Annotated in this window: 15 protein-coding genes, 1 tRNA gene and 1 riboswitch; of the genes, 7 read left to right on the top strand and 9 right to left on the bottom strand. The window is 51.2% G+C overall.

Annotated features, from left to right (window positions below; all coding sequences use genetic code 11):
• Window positions 1–229: 229 nt before the first annotated feature.
• The 3 genes from METH11B_RS0112825 to metG form a co-directional block, all read right to left on the bottom strand.
• Window positions 230–306, bottom strand: a tRNA-Arg gene (locus METH11B_RS0112825).
• 153 nt (window positions 307–459) lie between these two features.
• The gene (locus METH11B_RS0112820) at window positions 460–1,032 is read right to left on the bottom strand and encodes an RnfABCDGE type electron transport complex subunit B (protein ID WP_026602356.1); all 573 of its coding nucleotides are present in this window, start codon (window positions 1,030–1,032) and stop codon (window positions 460–462) included.
• Between the two features lie 30 nt (window positions 1,033–1,062).
• On the bottom strand, window positions 1,063–3,132 hold the full coding sequence (gene metG / locus METH11B_RS0112815) for a methionine--tRNA ligase (RefSeq protein WP_026602355.1): 2,070 nt from the start codon (window positions 3,130–3,132) through the stop codon (window positions 1,063–1,065).
• Window positions 3,133–3,390: 258 nt separating this feature from the next.
• On the opposite strand from metG, the gene METH11B_RS0112805 reads away from it, so the two are divergent.
• From METH11B_RS0112805 to METH11B_RS0112790, 4 genes are all read left to right on the top strand, one after another.
• A complete protein-coding gene (locus tag METH11B_RS0112805) occupies window positions 3,391–3,792 on the top strand; it encodes a hypothetical protein (protein WP_026602353.1) in 402 nt (133 codons plus the stop codon).
• 290 nt (window positions 3,793–4,082) lie between these two features.
• Window positions 4,083–4,331, top strand: a complete 249-nt coding sequence (locus tag METH11B_RS0112800) for a hypothetical protein (protein WP_020484530.1) — start codon at window positions 4,083–4,085, stop codon at window positions 4,329–4,331.
• A gap of 694 nt (window positions 4,332–5,025) precedes the next feature.
• On the top strand, window positions 5,026–5,364 hold the full coding sequence (locus tag METH11B_RS0112795) for a hypothetical protein (RefSeq protein ID WP_020484531.1): 339 nt from the start codon (window positions 5,026–5,028) through the stop codon (window positions 5,362–5,364).
• Window positions 5,365–5,435: 71 nt separating this feature from the next.
• Window positions 5,436–7,628, top strand: a complete 2,193-nt coding sequence (locus tag METH11B_RS0112790; RefSeq protein ID WP_231499615.1) for an EAL domain-containing protein — start codon at window positions 5,436–5,438, stop codon at window positions 7,626–7,628.
• 13 nt (window positions 7,629–7,641) lie between these two features.
• Here METH11B_RS0112790 and METH11B_RS0112785 read toward each other — a convergent pair whose 3' ends face one another.
• Entirely contained in the window at window positions 7,642–8,979 is a 1,338-nt protein-coding gene (locus METH11B_RS0112785; RefSeq protein WP_026602350.1) for a L,D-transpeptidase family protein, read from the bottom strand.
• A 259-nt stretch (window positions 8,980–9,238) separates the two neighbouring features.
• On the opposite strand from METH11B_RS0112785, the gene apbC reads away from it, so the two are divergent.
• On the top strand, window positions 9,239–10,330 hold the full coding sequence (apbC, locus tag METH11B_RS0112780; protein WP_026602349.1) for an iron-sulfur cluster carrier protein ApbC: 1,092 nt from the start codon (window positions 9,239–9,241) through the stop codon (window positions 10,328–10,330).
• A gap of 43 nt (window positions 10,331–10,373) precedes the next feature.
• Here apbC and proB read toward each other — a convergent pair whose 3' ends face one another.
• From proB to rplU, 4 genes are all read right to left on the bottom strand, one after another.
• Window positions 10,374–11,495 carry a glutamate 5-kinase gene (gene proB / locus METH11B_RS0112775; protein ID WP_026602348.1) on the bottom strand — a complete coding sequence of 374 codons (1,122 nt, stop codon included), beginning with the start codon at window positions 11,493–11,495 and terminating at the stop codon, window positions 10,374–10,376.
• Window positions 11,482–12,540, bottom strand: coding sequence for an Obg family GTPase CgtA (gene cgtA / locus METH11B_RS0112770; protein ID WP_026602347.1), 1,059 nt, complete (start codon window positions 12,538–12,540; stop codon window positions 11,482–11,484). The genes proB and cgtA overlap by 14 nt, the downstream gene beginning before the upstream one ends.
• Window positions 12,541–12,621: 81 nt before the next feature.
• Entirely contained in the window at window positions 12,622–12,879 is a 258-nt protein-coding gene (rpmA, locus tag METH11B_RS0112765) for a 50S ribosomal protein L27 (RefSeq protein ID WP_020484554.1), read from the bottom strand.
• Window positions 12,880–12,896: 17 nt separating this feature from the next.
• Window positions 12,897–13,208 carry a 50S ribosomal protein L21 gene (rplU, locus tag METH11B_RS0112760; protein ID WP_020484555.1) on the bottom strand — a complete coding sequence of 104 codons (312 nt, stop codon included), beginning with the start codon at window positions 13,206–13,208 and terminating at the stop codon, window positions 12,897–12,899.
• 206 nt (window positions 13,209–13,414) lie between these two features.
• Between rplU and METH11B_RS0112755 the strand changes: the two genes are divergently transcribed.
• Window positions 13,415–14,419 (top strand): polyprenyl synthetase family protein, encoded by a 1,005-nt coding sequence (locus tag METH11B_RS0112755; protein WP_026602345.1) that lies wholly within the window; start codon window positions 13,415–13,417, stop codon window positions 14,417–14,419.
• Between the two features lie 4 nt (window positions 14,420–14,423).
• Here METH11B_RS0112755 and METH11B_RS0112750 read toward each other — a convergent pair whose 3' ends face one another.
• Window positions 14,424–14,828 carry a hypothetical protein gene (locus tag METH11B_RS0112750; protein WP_026602344.1) on the bottom strand — a complete coding sequence of 135 codons (405 nt, stop codon included), beginning with the start codon at window positions 14,826–14,828 and terminating at the stop codon, window positions 14,424–14,426.
• A 198-nt stretch (window positions 14,829–15,026) separates the two neighbouring features.
• Window positions 15,027–15,134, top strand: a riboswitch (TPP riboswitch).
• A 32-nt stretch (window positions 15,135–15,166) separates the two neighbouring features.
• Between METH11B_RS0112750 and thiC the strand changes: the two genes are divergently transcribed.
• On the top strand, window positions 15,167–17,035 hold the full coding sequence (gene thiC / locus METH11B_RS0112745; protein WP_026602343.1) for a phosphomethylpyrimidine synthase ThiC: 1,869 nt from the start codon (window positions 15,167–15,169) through the stop codon (window positions 17,033–17,035).
• The last annotated feature ends 48 nt before the right edge of the window (window positions 17,036–17,083 follow it).

Below are 17,083 nucleotides of genomic sequence, written 5' to 3'. Positions count from 1 at the left end.
GGCGCCCCGTTCGGGCTGAGCTCGTCTAAGCCTGAGGTTGTTGGCCCTTCGATAGACTCCGTACCCTCAAGGTCATTAATGCGAACGGTATTTAAGGGCCATGTTAATAAACGCCCACTGAATCAGTGTCACGGAAGCGGGTTTGCCGGGAATGGCAAAAGAGTATTTGGTACTGGAGCTTTCTAGGCACCATGATACGCAGGGTCAAGGTACGGTAGGAAACATCAAATGGCGCGCCCGAGAGGATTCGAACCTCTGGCCTCAGCCTCCGGAGGGCTGCGCTCTATCCAGCTGAGCTACGGGCGCAATGTGATTTGCGGTCAAGCGGTGTAGGCTTTTTACCTTAATCCTGAAAACCTAAGAGGATTTACTTTCAGGATATATAACGGCTACTGGGCCGTATCGGGTAAGCGCGCCATTATAAGATTAAATGCCGTTAAAGTCATCGCCAATCCGGGTTTAAACGGCGGATTTTCCTTTATTGAGTTTTGCCAGCAGTTGTTTTTGCCGATTCAGCCGTTCGGATTTTTCCGCTTCCGCTCTGGCTTGGCGCCGGTTTTTGGCTTGGTGGCGCTGTCTGGACTGGTCCGCATTAGCGGTGGTCCATTCGCTGATTGCAGGGATCATGCTGATGCAGTTGACCGGGCAGGGGGCGATGCATAATTCGCAGCCGGTACACAAGGCGGCGATGATGGTATGCATATGCTTGGACGCACCGAGGATGGCGTCGGTGGGGCAAGGCGGCAGGCATTTGGTGCAGCCTATGCAGGCGGCCTCGTCTATCACGGCTACGTGTAGCGGGCGCTGGACACCGAATGCCGGATTCAAAGGCTTGGCGGGTACTTTTAATAAATCGGCCAGCAACTGGATGCCTTGGTCGCCGCCCGGTGGGCACTGGTCTATGTCCGCTAGACCGTTACTGATGGCTTCCGCATAAGGCCGGCAACCCTGATAGCCGCATTTGCGGCATTGGGTTTGCGGTAGTAGTGCGTCGATTTGGTCGGCTAGCGATGTCTCGTTTAGCGCGCTCATTGCCAATTAATCAATCTCCACGGCTTTGCGTTATTTAACCCGCATGCCCGGCTGTGCGCCTTGGTCCGGCGATAGCACCCAGATGTCTTTGCCGCCGGGGCCGGCCGCCAGCACCATGCCTTCCGAGGTGCCAAAGCGCATTTTGCGCGGCTTTAGATTTGCCACTACCACGGTCAATTTGCCTTCCAGCTCTTCCGGTGCGTAAGCCGATTTGATGCCGGCGAAAATATTGCGGGTTTCGCTGCCCAGATCGACGGTCAGTTGCAGCAGTTTTTCGGCGCCTTCCACCGATTCGGCTTTGACGATCCGGCCGATACGCAAATCTATTTTGGCGAAATCTTCGATCTCTATCGCTTCGGCAATCGGTTCGGCTATCGCTTTTGCCACTTGCTCGGGATTGGGTTCTACAGCGGCAGTTTGTTTGACCGGTTTGGCTGACACCGATGGCGTTTTTTCCAGATTTTCCTTGGAAGCTTCCACAATCGCGGCAATCTTGTCAGGCTCTACTCGAGTCATCAACGGTATGAAGCTGTTGATTTTATGGCCGAGCAGCGGTTGCACTTCGTCCGGCCAGCTTTGCGCCGGGATGTTTAAAAAGCTTTCGGCATTGCTTGCCAGCGTCGGAATGACCGGGCGTAGATAAACGACCAGCAGCCGAAATAGATTCACGCCCATGCTGCATACCGCATGCAGCTCGGCGTCTTTGCCTTCTTCCTTGGCGATTAGCCAGGGCTTTTTCTCGTCGATGTACTGATTAGCTTTGTCGGCCAGCGCCATGATTTCCCGCATCGCTTTACCGAACTCACGGCTTTCGTAAAGATCGGCGATGGTGCTGTTGGCGTCGACAAACTGTTGGAATAAGGCCGGTTCCGTGCATTCAGCGGAAAGTACGCCGTCGAAGCGCTTGGCGATGAAACCGGAACAGCGGCTGGCGATGTTGACCACTTTACCGACCAGGTCCGAGTTAACCCGTTGGCTGAAGTCGTCGAAGTTTAAATCAATGTCATCCACGCCGGCGCTGAGTTTGGCGGCGAAGTAATAACGCAAATATTCCGGATTCAGATGGTCCAGGTAAGTGCGGGCCTTGATGAAGGTACCGCGGGATTTGGACATTTTTTCGCCGTTCACGGTCAAGAAGCCGTGGGCGAAAATTGCGCTCGGGGTGCGGAAGTCGGCGCCGTGTAGCATGGCCGGCCAGAACAGGGCGTGGAAATAAATGATGTCCTTGCCGATGAAGTGATACAGCTCGGCGGTGCTGTCTTTTTGCCAAAAGCTGTCGAAGTCCAGGCTTTGGCGGTCGCAGAAGTGTTTGAAGCTGGCCATGTAGCCGATGGGCGCATCCAGCCAGACGTAAAAATACTTGCCCGGTGCGTCTGGGATCTCGAAGCCGAAATACGGCGCATCGCGGGAGATGTCCCATTGCTGCAAGCCGTTTTCCAGCCATTCTGCCATCTTGTTACTCACTTCCGGTTGCAAGTGGCCGGCAGTGGTCCAGTCGCGTAACATCTCGGCGAAATGGCCCAGTTCGAAGAAATAATGCTCGGAATCTTTTTCGATGGGGCGTTCGCCGGAGATTGCGGAGACGGCATTTTTTAATTCGGTAGGTGAATAGGTGGCGCCGCAGGCTTCGCAGCTGTCGCCGTATTGGTCGGCCGCGCCGCATTTCGGGCATTCGCCTTTGATGAAGCGGTCCGGCAGGAACATATTTTTGACCGGATCGTAAGCCTGGGTGATGCTACGTTGGCTGATGTGGCCGCCGTCGCGCAGGCGCTTGTAGATCAGCGCCGAGTATTCTTTGTTTTCCGGGGAATGGGTGCTGTGGTATTGATCGAAGGCAACGCCGAACTCCTGGAAGTCGGCGCGGTGCTGCTTTTCCACATCCGCAATTAATTGTTCCGGAGTAATGCCTTCCTTGTCGGCGCGTAGCATGATCGGCGTACCGTGGGTGTCGTCGGCGCAAACGTAATAGCAATTGTGCCCGCGCTGTTTCTGGAACCGCACCCAGATGTCGGTTTGGATGTATTCGACGAGATGGCCCAAGTGGATAGGGCCGTTGGCATACGGTAAGGCGCTGGTAACAAGGATTTTTCGGTTAGACATGGGGTTAAAACAGCCTGGGAAAATGAGGGCGGATTATGGCATAAATCGCCAGGGCTTTCATGGTTTGGGCGGCGCTTTGCCGATTGCCGGCGCGTTACCCGGATGTGGGGGCGAGGGATGTTTGGTAATAGGGATCAGTAAGGTACAATCCCAATCAAGCCTCCAGCTTAAGCGCTATACCGTCCGGCATGGCATACTAAAGTCGGATAGGCCTTAGCCCTTTTTGAACCACTTAAACTTATAAGAAGAGGTAACATCATGAGAAAAACGTTGTTTCTGGCCATCGCGATGCTGGCTTCCGGTACTGCTGCGGCGGCTACCGATCATTATCTGTTGCGCGACGGCAATCATGTGCAGCATTTGAAGGTCACGACCTTAGGTAAAGAAATTAACGCCACGGTGGATGTGGATTTCGAACCCAATCCCGACGAAGCCGGCAAGCACGCCTGTTCCGCAACGGTATCCGATGAAGCTAAGAGCGTCGGCGAAAACGAATTGGTATTGAAAAAACACATTGAGGGCGAAGCACGCTCTTGCTCTGTGAAAATTCATTTGACGCCTAACGGTGCCAAATTGGAGCAATCGGAGGAATGCACTTACTTCGCGGCCGGTATTTGCAGTTTCTCCAGCAATGGTAAGGAACTGGTCAAAATCAAATAAATTCCTGGCGCAATGGCTTCGGCTTATTGCGCCGTTTTTTATTTTTCTCCTCGGGTTTGCCAGGACTGCCAGCTTGCCTTTTTAATAGCTATTGTTAACGCTTTTCATCAGTTGCTCGTATGGTTGGTTTTCAAAAATTGTGTGATATGCCGCACTGTAGAGACATATTGTCGCGCGGCAATCGGCCACATTTTAAACGTTAGGGTTATTTGCTAGATTATCGCCAGCTCATGCGGGTTTGCATGGGCTTTAATCGTCCCCCCGATAATCGAGAAGCCAAGGAGTTTTTTATGAAAAAAGCACACATGATGATAGTAGCCGCAGCTGTTGCCGCGCTGGGTTTGACCACTGCGTTGAATGTTACTAATGCTAATGAAGCGGCTGGCGAGGATGTCAAAACCGTCGCCTGGTACGTAGCCAACATTAAGGAGGCTCGCGCCCAAAACCAAGCCTGTCACGATGACCCGGCTATTCAAGGCAGCGCCAATTGCGCTAATTCCTTGCACGCGTTGGAAATCACCTTTAAAGGCGGCAACTGAGACCTGTTAAATCTATCCGGTTCAATAACTTGCCGGACAAGACTTTACGATATTACTATTAACCCGACCCTATTTATTACCGATATTCCATTCGGGCTGGGCTCGACGAAGCCCAGGCTGGTGTGCCCTTCGATAGACGCAAAGCGAACGGTATTTAAGGGCCGGGTTAATTCTAATTATTAAATATCGTCGCTCCCGCGAAAGCGGGAGCCCAGTGGCTATACTGGATTCGCTGAGCGTCTATAACGGTTGCGACCTTCTCGGGAATGACGACTACAGGGAGTTTAAGAGTCTGTTGGATAGATGGTTTTGAACGGTTTGGTTTGAACCGAGATAATTGTTCTTGGCGGACATTTCCGCCTGTTTTGTGAACGAACAATCCCCTTTCATTGCTTGTCCGGATGGCGTTTACCGGTTTGCTTAGTTGACGTCCGTCGTCTAAATAAGCAAGCCGGCAACGCAATGCAAATTCCCGCTTTCCGAGTGCTTTCTGTAGCCGTTGCGGATGAATAGTCGCTAAAGTGCATGATTTTAGCGGTAACTTTTAAGTCCTTCCTTTCTTCATTTCCATAGCACGCGGTCGAACGGTAAGCGAAGCCTACAAGTTGGTGTCGGCGGTTACTGAAATAATTCTCAAAGCTGAAAATCTGCTAAATTAACCTTTCAATTTGTCAGATAATTCGACCTTTAGACCATGCATAAAGCCAGCCAAAATCAAATTCATATTTCTGCCAACTTGGGTGAATACGCTATTCCACCTTTAAAAGATATGTTGGTATTAGGCAAGGAGTCGCCGATTGGCTGTATTGCCATGCGCCGGGCTATCGAACTATTGGTAAAAGCACCGTTTGAGCATATTGAGTTCGATGACGATGTGATCAGCGATATTTTGGTGAGACAGAGCTTGCTAAAACGCATCAGCAAAGGCGCGTTGATCGACTTTGTGCTGAATCAGATAAAGCCGTTGATGAGTGTCGATGAAATATTGCATGCGGAGATGGATATTTCCGTTCAACTTAATACCAAGCTATGAAACAACTGGCGGTTGGCGATTGTTTATGGCCGCATGTTTCTCGGGTCAAGGAGGAGGATCGGCCATATAGCGTGGCATGCGATATTGTTTTTGCCGTGTTTCGGGATGCTCCGGCGGAAGAGTTTTGCGGTTTGGCCACCGATCACGATATATCAAAACATCCCAATTGGATTTTTGCCGATTTGGTCGAACATCGGCCGATGCTTAGTGTCGCTCCCAAGCTTGGCGTCCGCAAAGCGTTAGGTCTGATGGATGAAAATCAGTTGGGCGCCTTGGCCGTGCTCAATAAAGGTCAATTCGTCGGTGTGGTTACCCGGCAAAGTATTTTGGAAGCTCTACTAAACCGCGAACGGCAATTACTGAAAGAGACTATGCGCCTTAAGATTGCGGCGGAAACCAACCACGAGCAAACTGTAGTGTGGGTCGAACGTTTGGCGGCATTGAACGACGCTGCGCGCAGTTTATTGGGAGTGTTGGCGCATACATCTATCGAAACCGAGTTATTGCAGGCCGGCATTGATGCGCTTTGCAAGCTATTGGATGCCCGTTATGGTGCTATTGGAATTGTCGACAATGTCGGTGCGTTGAAGGAATTTATTTATGCCGGAATCAGCGACGAACAGGCTCAGCAAATCGGGCATTTACCGGAGGGCAGGGGCTTGTTGGGGGTCGTGATTGAGGAAAATGTCTCGTTGCGGCTTGAGGATATGGGCAAGGACCCGCGCAGCGCCGGTTTTCCGCAGCATCATCCGCAGATGAAATCCTTATTGGCGGTGCCTATTTCCCATCAAGGCCGGGTGTATGGGCGTATCTATCTCAGCGATAAATACAGTGGTGAGCTGTTTACCAAGAACGATGAAGAGTTGGCGTTGAGTTTTGCGCATTCATTGTCGCTGGTAATCGATAACGCCCGGGAAATTGAGGAAGTGAAACGTGCACGGCAACGCCTGGATTACATTGCCCATTTCGATGCGCTTACCGAGTTGCCGAACCGAACTTTGTTAACCGATAGAGCCTTGCAGTTCATTACGCAAGCGCAGCGCAAGAATGACATTATCGCGTTTCTATTTCTCGATCTGGATAACTTCAAGGCGATCAACGATACCTTTGGACATGCCGTGGGTGACGAATTGCTCAGAGCTGTTGCTAAGCGAATTTCGGATTGTTTGAGGGAAGGCGATACGCCCTCCAGAATGGGTGGCGATGAGTTTATTATCATGCTGCCCAATATTGCAGATAGTCTGGACGCCGCCAAAGTGGCCATCAAAATATTACATGCCTTGAACGAGCCTTTGCAGGTTCAACAGCATCAAATCTATTCCCGGGCCAGTATCGGTATCAGTATTTATCCGGATAATTCGCTTTCGTTTGACGAGTTGCTGGCGCAGGCCGACTCTGCTTTGTATCACGCCAAAAAACTGGGCAAAAATAATTATCAGTTTTTTACCCCGGAAATGAACAGCGCCGCTCAGTATTATCTGAAGTTGGAGCATCATTTGCGCCAGGCCCTGGAGTTGGAGGAACTGGTGTTGCATTATCAGCCGCAGGTGAAAATCGACAACGGTTGCATCATCGGCATGGAGGCCTTGATCCGTTGGCACAATCAAGCCTTGGGTATCGTCATGCCGGATCAATTCATCGGCTTGGCGGAAGAGACCGGGCTGATCGTCCCGATAGGAGCTTGGGTATTGCGGACTGCATGCAAACAAGCGCGGGCCTGGCAGTTGGCCGGTATGCCGATTCGAATTGCGGTCAATTTGTCCGGACGGCAGTTTCACCGTTTCCAAGATCAGCGTCAGCTGCTGGATGTGGTGTTGGATGTGCTGAAAGAAACCGAACTTTCGCCGGAGTTGTTGGAGTTAGAGATTACCGAAAGCATCTTGATGCATAAGCTGGATACGACGCTGGACACGCTGAATCAGATCAAGCAGCTGGGAGTGCGGATTTCGGTGGATGATTTCGGTACCGGTTATTCTTCGCTCAGTTATTTGAAGCGTTTTCCGCTCGATACCTTAAAAATCGATAAGTCGTTCGTGAAGGATATTTGCACCGATGCCAACGACAGAGCGATTGTGTCGGCTATTTCGGCCATGGCGGGCCAGCTGAGGCTGGAGTTGGTAGCGGAAGGCGTCGAAGATCAGAGTCAGTTGGATTTTTTGGGTGGACAGCAGTGCAATTACGGACAAGGGTATTTTTTCAGCAAACCTGTGCCGGCCGAGCAGGCGTCGGCCTTGTTGCGGCAGTCCTTGCAGGGCCGGCAATAAGTCCTGGCTGCACTTAGTTTCTTGCAGCCTGTTTCGGATCTATGGCTTTAACGTCCATGTCGAAATTCTGCTTGATGCGTTGCGCTACGGTTTTGGCTTCTTTCTTATTCTTAAACGGTCCGGCTACCACTTGAAAGCCGCCATCTTTGGCAATTTTTCGGGCAGGAATCGGCGGTCCTTGGTGATTGAGCATGGCTGCCAGCTTTTGGGCGTCGGTCTCATTTTCGAAGCTGGCGGCCAGAATCGACCAGTCGCTGTCGCTCAATTCGTTGATGACCGGTTGGCCGTAGAATTGCTCAGGATGGGCAAGTTGCACCGCATCGGCTGTTAATTCGGGTAGATCAGAACTGCCCGGCAATACGGGAGTGGGGACGCCGTCGGCACGTTGCAAGATGCGCTCGACTTTGCTCCAATCAACCGTTGTTTGCTTTTCGGATGCTAGCTGTTGCAATTTTTTTCGAATATCTTTTTGCAGCTGTTTTTGTTGTTTTTCCCATTTGTCTAATGGGCGGTGGGCTTCCAGATAAAGCATGTCATCTTGCCAGGTTGCCATGTACGGCTGGTGGACGATACGAACCGGGGTGCCGACTTCTACTTTGTTGAATAGGACTTCTATGTCTTCGGGGTATAGCTGTACGCAGCCATGACTGACTTGTAAGCCGATTCCGTAAGGCTTGTTGGTGCCATGGATCAGATAGCCGCTGAAACCCAAAGGCATGGCATAACTGCCCAAGGGGTTGTCCGGGCCGGAACGTATCACTTTCGGCAGCGGGTCACCCAATGCCTGGTGTTCGCGGTGAATGGATTCCGGCACCGTCCAGTCCGGATTGGCCTTTTTTGCGACAATTTGGGTTTGTCCTAACGGCGTGTTCCAGCCTTGGCGGCCGATGCCCACCGGATACGTCAGTACGGTATTGGCTTGATTTTTGGGGTAATAGAACATGCGCATATTGGCCAGATTCAGCACGATACCTTTGCGTGGGGCGTCGGGGAGCACGAAACGCAAAGGCAGCAACACGGTTTGCTCGGCGGGCAAGGTCCATGGATCGAGATGGGCATTGGCGATGGTAATGTCGTTGTAACCCAAACCGTAATGGCGGCCGATGTCGGACAGCGTATCGTTTTCGCGGCTGCTGATACTGGCAAGCGTACCGACCATGCCTTGGTCACTGCTCAGGTTAAATTCATGACTGGCTATATTGTCCGGTTTGGAGTTCCAGACGATGTGTTCCGGCTGGTTGTCGGAAAATAACGGTATGCTTTGACAGCCGCTAAGCAGGGCGCTGACTACTGCTACAACGAAGACTAGCGGTATTGGTGAAACAGTACGGTTTTGAATGACTGCTGACATGTTTATGATAGGCGCGGATAGTGACGGAGCTGGACGTTTGAAGTTAAGCGATCCAAATTAAAATCAGATTAAGGCGGCATTAAGTCTTAATTAAGAATTAACTGTTAAGGCTAATTGTTAAGTCGTTACGATAAATCATTATTCTGCAAGAGAAAACTATTTTTTAACAATGGCGCGGATTTAATGGCTTCCTGTTAAGGTGTTATCATATTCGCACTATTTTACTTGGTTATTATTTCCCTTTACTTCGGAGTTCCGCATGGCGAGCATTGACAAAACGGCTGTCGAAAATTTACTCAAACACTTTATCGATCCGAATGTAGAAACCGACTTGGTTTCGGCAAAATCCGTTAAAAAAATCAGTGTGGATGGCAATGATGTCAGCGTCGTTATCGAGTTGGGTTATCCGGCTAAAAGCTATCTTGAAGAATTGAAGGCGGCGGTAATACAGCGTCTGCAAACTTTGCCGGACGTCGGCAAACTGGATGTGTCGGTTAGTTTCAATATCGTTTCGCATTCCGTACAAAAGGCATTAAAACCCCTGCCGAACGTGAAAAATATTATTGCGGTGGCTTCAGGCAAGGGTGGGGTGGGTAAGTCCACCACTTCCGTGAATCTGGCTCTGGCGTTGGCAGCGGAAGGTGCCAATGTCGGTATTCTGGATGCGGATATATACGGCCCCAGCATTCCGACCATGTTGGGCTTGTCCGGTAAGCCCGATAGCCCTGACGGCAAAAGTATGTTGCCGAAAATCTCGTTCGGCGTGCAGACTATTTCGATCGGTTATTTGATCGACCCTGACCAACCGATGATCTGGCGTGGCCCCATGGTTACTGGTGCTTTGCAGCAATTACTGAATCAAACCCAATGGCACGATGTGGATTACTTGATCATCGATTTGCCGCCCGGCACGGGTGATATTCAGCTGACGCTGGCGCAACAGATTCCGGTGAGTGGTGCGGTGATTGTTACCACGCCGCAAGATATTGCGCTAATCGATGCGCAACGCGGCTTGGGGATGTTCGAAAAGGTCAATGTGCCGATATTGGGGCTAGTGGAAAATATGAGTGTGCATATTTGCAGTAACTGCGGGCATGAAGAAGCGATTTTCGGCCAAGGCGGCGGCGTAGCGATGGCAATCAAGAATAAGCTGGATTTGTTGGGCTCTTTACCGCTGGATATTCACATCCGCGAGTATGCCGATAGCGGCAGGCCTACAGTGGTGGCCGATCCGGATGGTCGGCCGGCGCAAATCTACAAAGCGATTGCACGGAAGATGGCAGCCAAGTTGGCGATGCGGGCGCGGGATTATAGCGGCCGGTTTCCAAATATTGTTATTCAGAATACCTGAGATTGATGACAGGCGACTTGGCTAGTAGCTAAGTCGTCCGGCCTCAGACTAACACTAAATTATCGCGATGGATAAGTTCGTCTTCGTCGGCGTAGCCCAGCAAAATTTCGAATTCGCTGCTGGGTTTGCCGGCAATTTTATTGGCGTCGTCCGCGCCGTAATTAATTAAGCCGCGGGCGATTTCGTTGCCCTGTAAATCCAGGCAAGACACTAAATCACCACGTTTAAAGGAGCCTTGCACGGCCTTTACGCCGACTGCCAGCAGGCTTTTGCCGGCGTCTTTCAGGATTTTTACCGCGCCGTCGTCCAATACCACGCTGCCTTTCAGCTGCAATTGCCCGGCCAGCCATTGTTTGCGAGCCACCAGCGGTGCAATGTTTGGTATTAAATAAGTACCTAAGTCATTGCCGTCGAATACCGCGTGGATGACGTTGTCAATTTTGCCCGATACAATCACTGTCGCTGCTCCGGAGCGCGCGGCCAGCCTGGCGGCACGGACTTTGGTGTACATGCCGCCGCGTCCCAGGCCGCTGATGCTGCCGCCGGCCACTTCGTCGAGCAGGCTTTCGTTGACGCTGATACTGGAAATCAGCTTGGCATTGGGATTCAGGCTGGGATTGGCGTCGAATAAACCGGTTTGGTCGGTAAGAATGATCAACAAATCGGCTTCTACCAAGTTGGCAACCAAGGCGCCCAAGGTATCGTTGTCGCCGAAGCGGATTTCTTCGGTAGCGACTGCGTCGTTTTCGTTAATAACCGGTATTACACCGAAATCGAGTAAGGTCAGCAAAGTGCTGCGGGCGTTAAGGTAGCGTTGGCGGTCGGAGAGGTCGTCATGGGTCAGCAGTACTTGCGCGGCCAGCACGTCGTGTAGCTGGAACTCATCTTCAAAGCGTCTGACCAAGCCCATTTGTCCTACAGAGGCTGCTGCCTGTAATTCATGCAAGGTCTTAGGTCGGGTTTTTAGCTTTAAGCGGGACATGCCTTCCGCGACGGAGCCGGAAGATACCAGCACCACATCGACACCCTGGCGTTTGAGGGCGGCCATTTGTGCGACCCAGCCGGCAATCGCTTGTTTGTTAAGGCCTCGTCCGCCGTCGGTCAGCAGCGAGCTGCCGATTTTGACGACAACTCGCTGGGCTTGGGAAAACTCAGAACGGCTCATGACGCGGCTCCTCTGCCTGCAGATCCTGCTCGGCCTTTTGTTGGTCGAGGAAGTCCATGATGGCGTACATCAGTGCCTGTGTGCCTTGATTTTTTAACGCGGAAATCAGGAATACCGGGCCAGTCCAGGCGAGGTCGTCGACGATGGCTTGGCAATGTTGCTCAACTTCGTCGTCGGGCACATTGTCGATCTTATTCAATACCAGCCAGCGTGGCTTGCTGGACAGGTCGTCGCTCCATTTCTCCACTTCGTGGATGATTTTACGCGCTGCTGTGACGGGCGTTTCGTCGCTTTCGTAGGGGGCGATGTCGACGATATGCAGCAACAGGCCAGTTCTGGATAGATGTTTTAGAAACTGTAAGCCAAGGCCTGCACCTTCTGCGGCGCCTTCAATGACGCCGGGGATGTCTGCGATGACAAAGCTGCGTAAATCGTCCACTCTAACCACGCCCAAGTTGGGGTGTAAGGTTGTGAACGGGTAGTCCGCGACTTTGGGGCGTGCTGAAGAGACGGTGCGGATTAGGCTGGACTTGCCGGCATTGGGCATGCCGAGCAAGCCAACATCGGCGATAACCATTAATTCCAGGCGCAACATCCGGTGTTCGCCGGCCGAACCTTTACTGGTTTGTTGCGGGGCGCGATTGACGCTGCTTTTGAAGCGCGTGTTGCCGAGGCCGTGGAATCCGCCTTTGGCGACTAACAGTTGCTGGCCGGGTTTGGTAAGATCGCCGATTTTTTCGCCGGTATCGGCTTCGTAAACGATGGTGCCGGGTGGGACCGGGACGAAGCAGTCGTCGCCTTTCTTGCCGGTGCAGTCGCGACTGCCGCCGTTCTGTCCTCGTTGGGCGCGATGTGTCGAGTGATAGCGAAAATCCACCAGCGTGTTGACATTTTCGGTCGCGACCAGATAAACGCTGCCGCCGTCGCCGCCATCCCCGCCGTCCGGGCCGCCCAAAGGAATATATTTCTCGCGGCGAAATGAGGCCTTGCCATTGCCGCCGTCGCCTGCTTCTACGCGGATTTCCGCTTCGTCAACAAATCTCATAATCTACCGGTATAAACAAAAAAGCCCCGCTGAAAACGAGGCTTTTCTTTTCAGTTGTGCCAATCAGCACAGCCAAGAAATTTACGCTGCTGCAATGCTGACGTATTTGCGGTTTTTAGGACCTTTTTCTTCAAAAACCACTTTGCCGTCGACTGTTGCAAACAAGGTGTGGTCTTTGCCGATTCCGACGTTGGTGCCGGGGTGAAACTGGGTGCCACGTTGACGAACCAGAATGTTGCCGGCTTTAACAACTTGACCGCCGAAACGTTTGACACCGAGGCGCTGCGCCTGAGAGTCGCGGCCGTTACGAGTACTACCGCCTGCCTTCTTATGAGCCATTTCTTATCCTCGTTATATTAAGCAGAAATGCCAGTAATCTGGATTTCTGTGTAGTATTGACGATGCCCCATTTGTTTCATGTGGTGCTTACGTCTTCTGAATTTAATGATTCTGACTTTTTTGTGTCTGCCCTGGGAAACCACAGTTGCAGTCACTTTGCCGCCTTCGACAAATGGCTGACCTACTTTTATGGAGTCGCCTGATTGGACCATCAGCACTTTGTCGAACTCTACGCTGTCGCCTGCGCCCAACTCAAGTTTTTCTATTTTTAAGGTAGTACCCTCTGCGACCCGATACTGTTTACCACCTGTTTGAATTACCGCATACATCAGCGTAAGCTCCATCAAGCATAATCTGTTAATAGTGAACAGAGGATTATATTTTTTATTTAAGCCACAGTCAAACTAAAATTCCAGGAGAAACCTGCTGTCCAGCAGGTGTATGCGGGAAGTACTATTGACACTACTCGGTATTCTTCATAGCATGACCGGTTATTCACGTTATACGCTACCGAGCGAAAAGTTCACAACATCACATGATAGCTAAAGTTTCAACGCCAGCGTCAGTCACTATAGACTTCGATTCCATCAAAAATTTAACCAGTGCGGAAACTCAAGCCGTCGACCAGTTGATTTTAGAGGAACTGAGTTCCGATGTTGTGCTGATTAATCAAATTGGACATTACATAATCGGTAATGGCGGAAAAAGATTGCGACCGATGCTGTTGCTGTTGGCGGCAAAAGCCTTGGGCAAGGTTGATGATCATCATCTGATCTTAGCGGCGGTGATCGAATTCATCCATACTGCAACCTTATTGCACGACGATGTGGTCGACGAATCGGCTCTGCGGCGCGGCAAAGAGTCGGCCAATGCGGTATGGGGCAATGCGGCCAGCGTGTTGGTAGGGGATTATTTGTACTCCAGTGCCTTCGAAATGATGGTCCGCACCGATAATATGCGGGTGATGGCGATTATGTCCAAAACCACCACCGCGATTGCCGAGGGCGAGGTGTTGCAATTATTGAATTGCAATAATCCGGAGACCAGCGAAGCCAGGTATTTAGAAGTTATCGCCCGCAAGACCGCCATTTTGTTCAGTACGGCCACCCGCTTGGCGGCAGTCGTTTCAGCGACGGACCCAGCTACGGAAGAAGCGTTGGCGGTTTATGGTCAGCAATTGGGTGTGGCGTTTCAGTTGATAGACGATGCATTGGATTACAAGGCCACCAGCGAAGAGCTGGGTAAAAACTTGGGCGATGACTTGGCTGAAGGTAAGCCGACCCTGCCATTAATTTATGCCATCCAGCACGGCAACGAGCAGCAAGCCAAAATTGTGGTTGATGCGATTCGGCAAGGCTCGCGTGATGCGTTTAACGAGGTCTACGAAGTCGTCAAAGCCACTAACGCCATCGAGTATACCGAGCGATGCGCGGACAGGGCAGCAGAGCAGGCGATTGCAGCATTGCAATGTTTGCCTGATTCAGAATACAAGCAGGCCCTTGAAGAGCTGGCGCGCTTCTCTGTGCAACGCAGTCACTGACGGTTTATAGCTTATCCTGCATAGCAGTTAATTGCTGGATTGACGACAGTAGCGGCGAATACAGTTTTTCGATTTTATCGAGCAACTGTTGAAAAAATTCACCTACTTCGTCCGATTCTTGATCAGCATGAACTGCAAACAGCCGTTGTTCCAGTGTGCTGATCGGATCACTATCAATCAGCTCATCCAATATCTCGAGTATTTCCGATTCTGCCAAAGTGGCGTTGAATTCTGCTTTTTTTAAGCCGGCTAATTGTTGGTTCAATGTCTCGATGTTTGTTTTTAGGCTTAGCGCCAGTTCATGTGTGTCTGCAAGCAAGGTTAAATCGCTGGTCAATCGCGCTAAATGATTTGCTGAGTCCTGTATGTCCTTTAATAGGCGTTTGCTTTGTTTTTTTAGGGATGCCATGTTTTCTCCTGTTTTTTTCCGTACGTTGATTGCTGTGGCTGCATAGGTTCTGGCTTAGAGGCGAAGCCTTATGATAGCAAGAGTGTTGGGAGTGATTGATCGGCTTATAAAACCCATTGTTTTATAAGCTTTTTGCGCCTTGGGAGCTTGGCGCTGCGCTTGCAATTGGCTCGATTATCATTTAACTTAACCAGTCACCTGAAAGGCTAGGGGTGCTTTCCGCTGTATGCAAGCCCGGAAAGCTGAGAAAAACCCTTCGAACCTGAACCGGTTAACACCGGCGTAGGAAAGCCCTATCTTCCCTGCGCTTGCGATTTATTGAGATTTTGGAGATAAGCATGAGCGCTGTCCGCAATGAGATTACTACCGATACCGGTAGTAGCGTAAGAATCGATTCCTATCCCGCGTCCGAGAAAATTTATATCCAGGGCAGTCGCGCGGATATTCAAGTGCCGATGCGTAAAATCAGCATGTCGGATACTCCAGCGCACTTCGGCGCGGAAAAAAATCCGCCGATTTTTGTGTACGATACTTCCGGTGTTTACACCGACCCGAATGTGGATGTTAACTTGCATAAGGGTTTGGGTTCGATTCGCGGTAACTGGATTGCAGAACGCGGCGACACAGAATTATTGAGCGGTCCGACCTCAAAGTACGGTCACGAGCGCTTACACGACCCGAAAACAGCGCATTTGCGTTTCGAACTGACGCGCAATCCACGCCGTGCCAAATCAGGGCATAACGTTTCGCAAATGCATTATGCCCGTAAAGGCATTATTACTCCGGAAATGGAATATATCGCCATCCGCGAGAACCAAAATCTCGAAGCGATGCGCGACCGTTACCAAGGTCAGCATCCCGGTTTCTCCTATGGCGCGAATATTCAGTCGTTCATCACGCCCGAATTCGTCCGCTCCGAAGTGGCCAGAGGCCGAGCCATTATCCCGGCCAACATCAACCACCCGGAACTGGAGCCAATGATCATCGGCCGCAACTTCCTGGTGAAGATCAACGGTAATCTGGGTAACTCTGCCGTGACTTCTTCCATCGAAGAAGAAGTGGAGAAAATGCTGTGGGGTATTCGTTGGGGCGCCGATACCATTATGGATTTGTCCACCGGTAAGAACATCCACGAAACTCGCGAATGGATTTTACGTAATTCACCTGTGCCTATTGGCACTGTGCCGATTTACCAAGCGCTGGAAAAAGTCGACGGCAAAGCTGAAGAATTGACCTGGGAAATCTTCCGCGACACGCTGATCGAACAAGCCGAGCAAGGTGTGGATTACTTTACTATTCACGCTGGCGTGCGCTTGCACCATGTGCCATTAACCGCCAAACGTCTGACCGGCATAGTCTCGCGCGGTGGTTCGATCATGGCCAAATGGTGTCTGGCTCACCATACCGAAAGTTTCCTCTATACCAACTTCGAGGAAATTTGCGAAATCATGAAAGCCTACGACGTATCGTTCTCTCTCGGAGACGGTTTGCGTCCCGGCTCGATTTACGATGCTAACGACGAAGCGCAGTTCGGTGAATTGGAGACCTTAGGCGAATTAACTCAAGTAGCCTGGAAGCATGATGTGCAAACCATGATCGAAGGCCCTGGTCACGTGCCGCTGCAAATGATCAAGGTTAACATGGACAAGCAATTGGAAGATTGTTTCGAAGCGCCGTTCTACACCCTGGGACCTTTGACCACGGACATTGCGCCCGGTTATGACCACATCACTTCAGCGATTGGCGCCGCCAATATCGGCTGGTACGGCTGCGCGATGTTGTGCTACGTCACTCAAAAAGAACACTTGGGCCTGCCGAACAAGCAAGACGTGCGCGAAGGGATCGTGACTTACAAAATCGCCGCGCACGCTGCGGACCTTGCGAAAGGTCATCCCGGTGCACAGATCCGCGATAACGCCATGTCAAAAGCCCGTTTTGAATTTCGCTGGGAAGATCAATTCAATATCGCGCTAGACCCAGAAAAAGCCCGCTCCTTCCATGACGAAACCTTGCCGAAAGATTCAGCCAAGGTCGCGCATTTCTGCTCGATGTGCGGTCCGCATTTCTGCTCGATGAAAATTACTCAGGATGTACGTAACTATGCCGAGCAAAAAGGCCTGGAAGAAGCGGAAGCCTTGAAAATTGGTATGGAAGAAAAATCCAAGCAGTTCCTGGAAGAAGGCGCTGCGATTTATCACGAAATCTGATTCTCGCCTCATTCGTCAGTGGTGCGGTTCTTCGCATCGCTGACGGCT

The organism is Methylomonas sp. 11b, from assembly GCF_000515215.1.
Lineage (GTDB): Bacteria > Pseudomonadota > Gammaproteobacteria > Methylococcales > Methylomonadaceae > Methylomonas.
Note: the sequence above shows the minus strand (reverse complement) of the source record. Positions and strands in the feature narration are given on the sequence as shown.

Coding starts and splice junctions, on each gene's coding strand:
- METH11B_RS0112750 (WP_026602344.1), bottom strand. CDS start 14,828: ATGGCATCCCTAAAAAAACAAAGCAAACGCCTATTAAAGGACATACAG.
- METH11B_RS0112805 (WP_026602353.1), top strand. CDS start 3,391: ATGAGAAAAACGTTGTTTCTGGCCATCGCGATGCTGGCTTCCGGTACT.
- proB (WP_026602348.1), bottom strand. CDS start 11,495: ATGAGCCGTTCTGAGTTTTCCCAAGCCCAGCGAGTTGTCGTCAAAATC.
- thiC (WP_026602343.1), top strand. CDS start 15,167: ATGAGCGCTGTCCGCAATGAGATTACTACCGATACCGGTAGTAGCGTA.
- METH11B_RS0112785 (WP_026602350.1), bottom strand. CDS start 8,979: ATGTCAGCAGTCATTCAAAACCGTACTGTTTCACCAATACCGCTAGTC.
- METH11B_RS0112820 (WP_026602356.1), bottom strand. CDS start 1,032: ATGAGCGCGCTAAACGAGACATCGCTAGCCGACCAAATCGACGCACTA.
- apbC (WP_026602349.1), top strand. CDS start 9,239: ATGGCGAGCATTGACAAAACGGCTGTCGAAAATTTACTCAAACACTTT.
- METH11B_RS0112800 (WP_020484530.1), top strand. CDS start 4,083: ATGAAAAAAGCACACATGATGATAGTAGCCGCAGCTGTTGCCGCGCTG.
- rplU (WP_020484555.1), bottom strand. CDS start 13,208: ATGTATGCGGTAATTCAAACAGGTGGTAAACAGTATCGGGTCGCAGAG.
- rpmA (WP_020484554.1), bottom strand. CDS start 12,879: ATGGCTCATAAGAAGGCAGGCGGTAGTACTCGTAACGGCCGCGACTCT.
- cgtA (WP_026602347.1), bottom strand. CDS start 12,540: ATGAGATTTGTTGACGAAGCGGAAATCCGCGTAGAAGCAGGCGACGGC.
- METH11B_RS0112795 (WP_020484531.1), top strand. CDS start 5,026: ATGCATAAAGCCAGCCAAAATCAAATTCATATTTCTGCCAACTTGGGT.
- METH11B_RS0112755 (WP_026602345.1), top strand. CDS start 13,415: ATGATAGCTAAAGTTTCAACGCCAGCGTCAGTCACTATAGACTTCGAT.
- metG (WP_026602355.1), bottom strand. CDS start 3,132: ATGTCTAACCGAAAAATCCTTGTTACCAGCGCCTTACCGTATGCCAAC.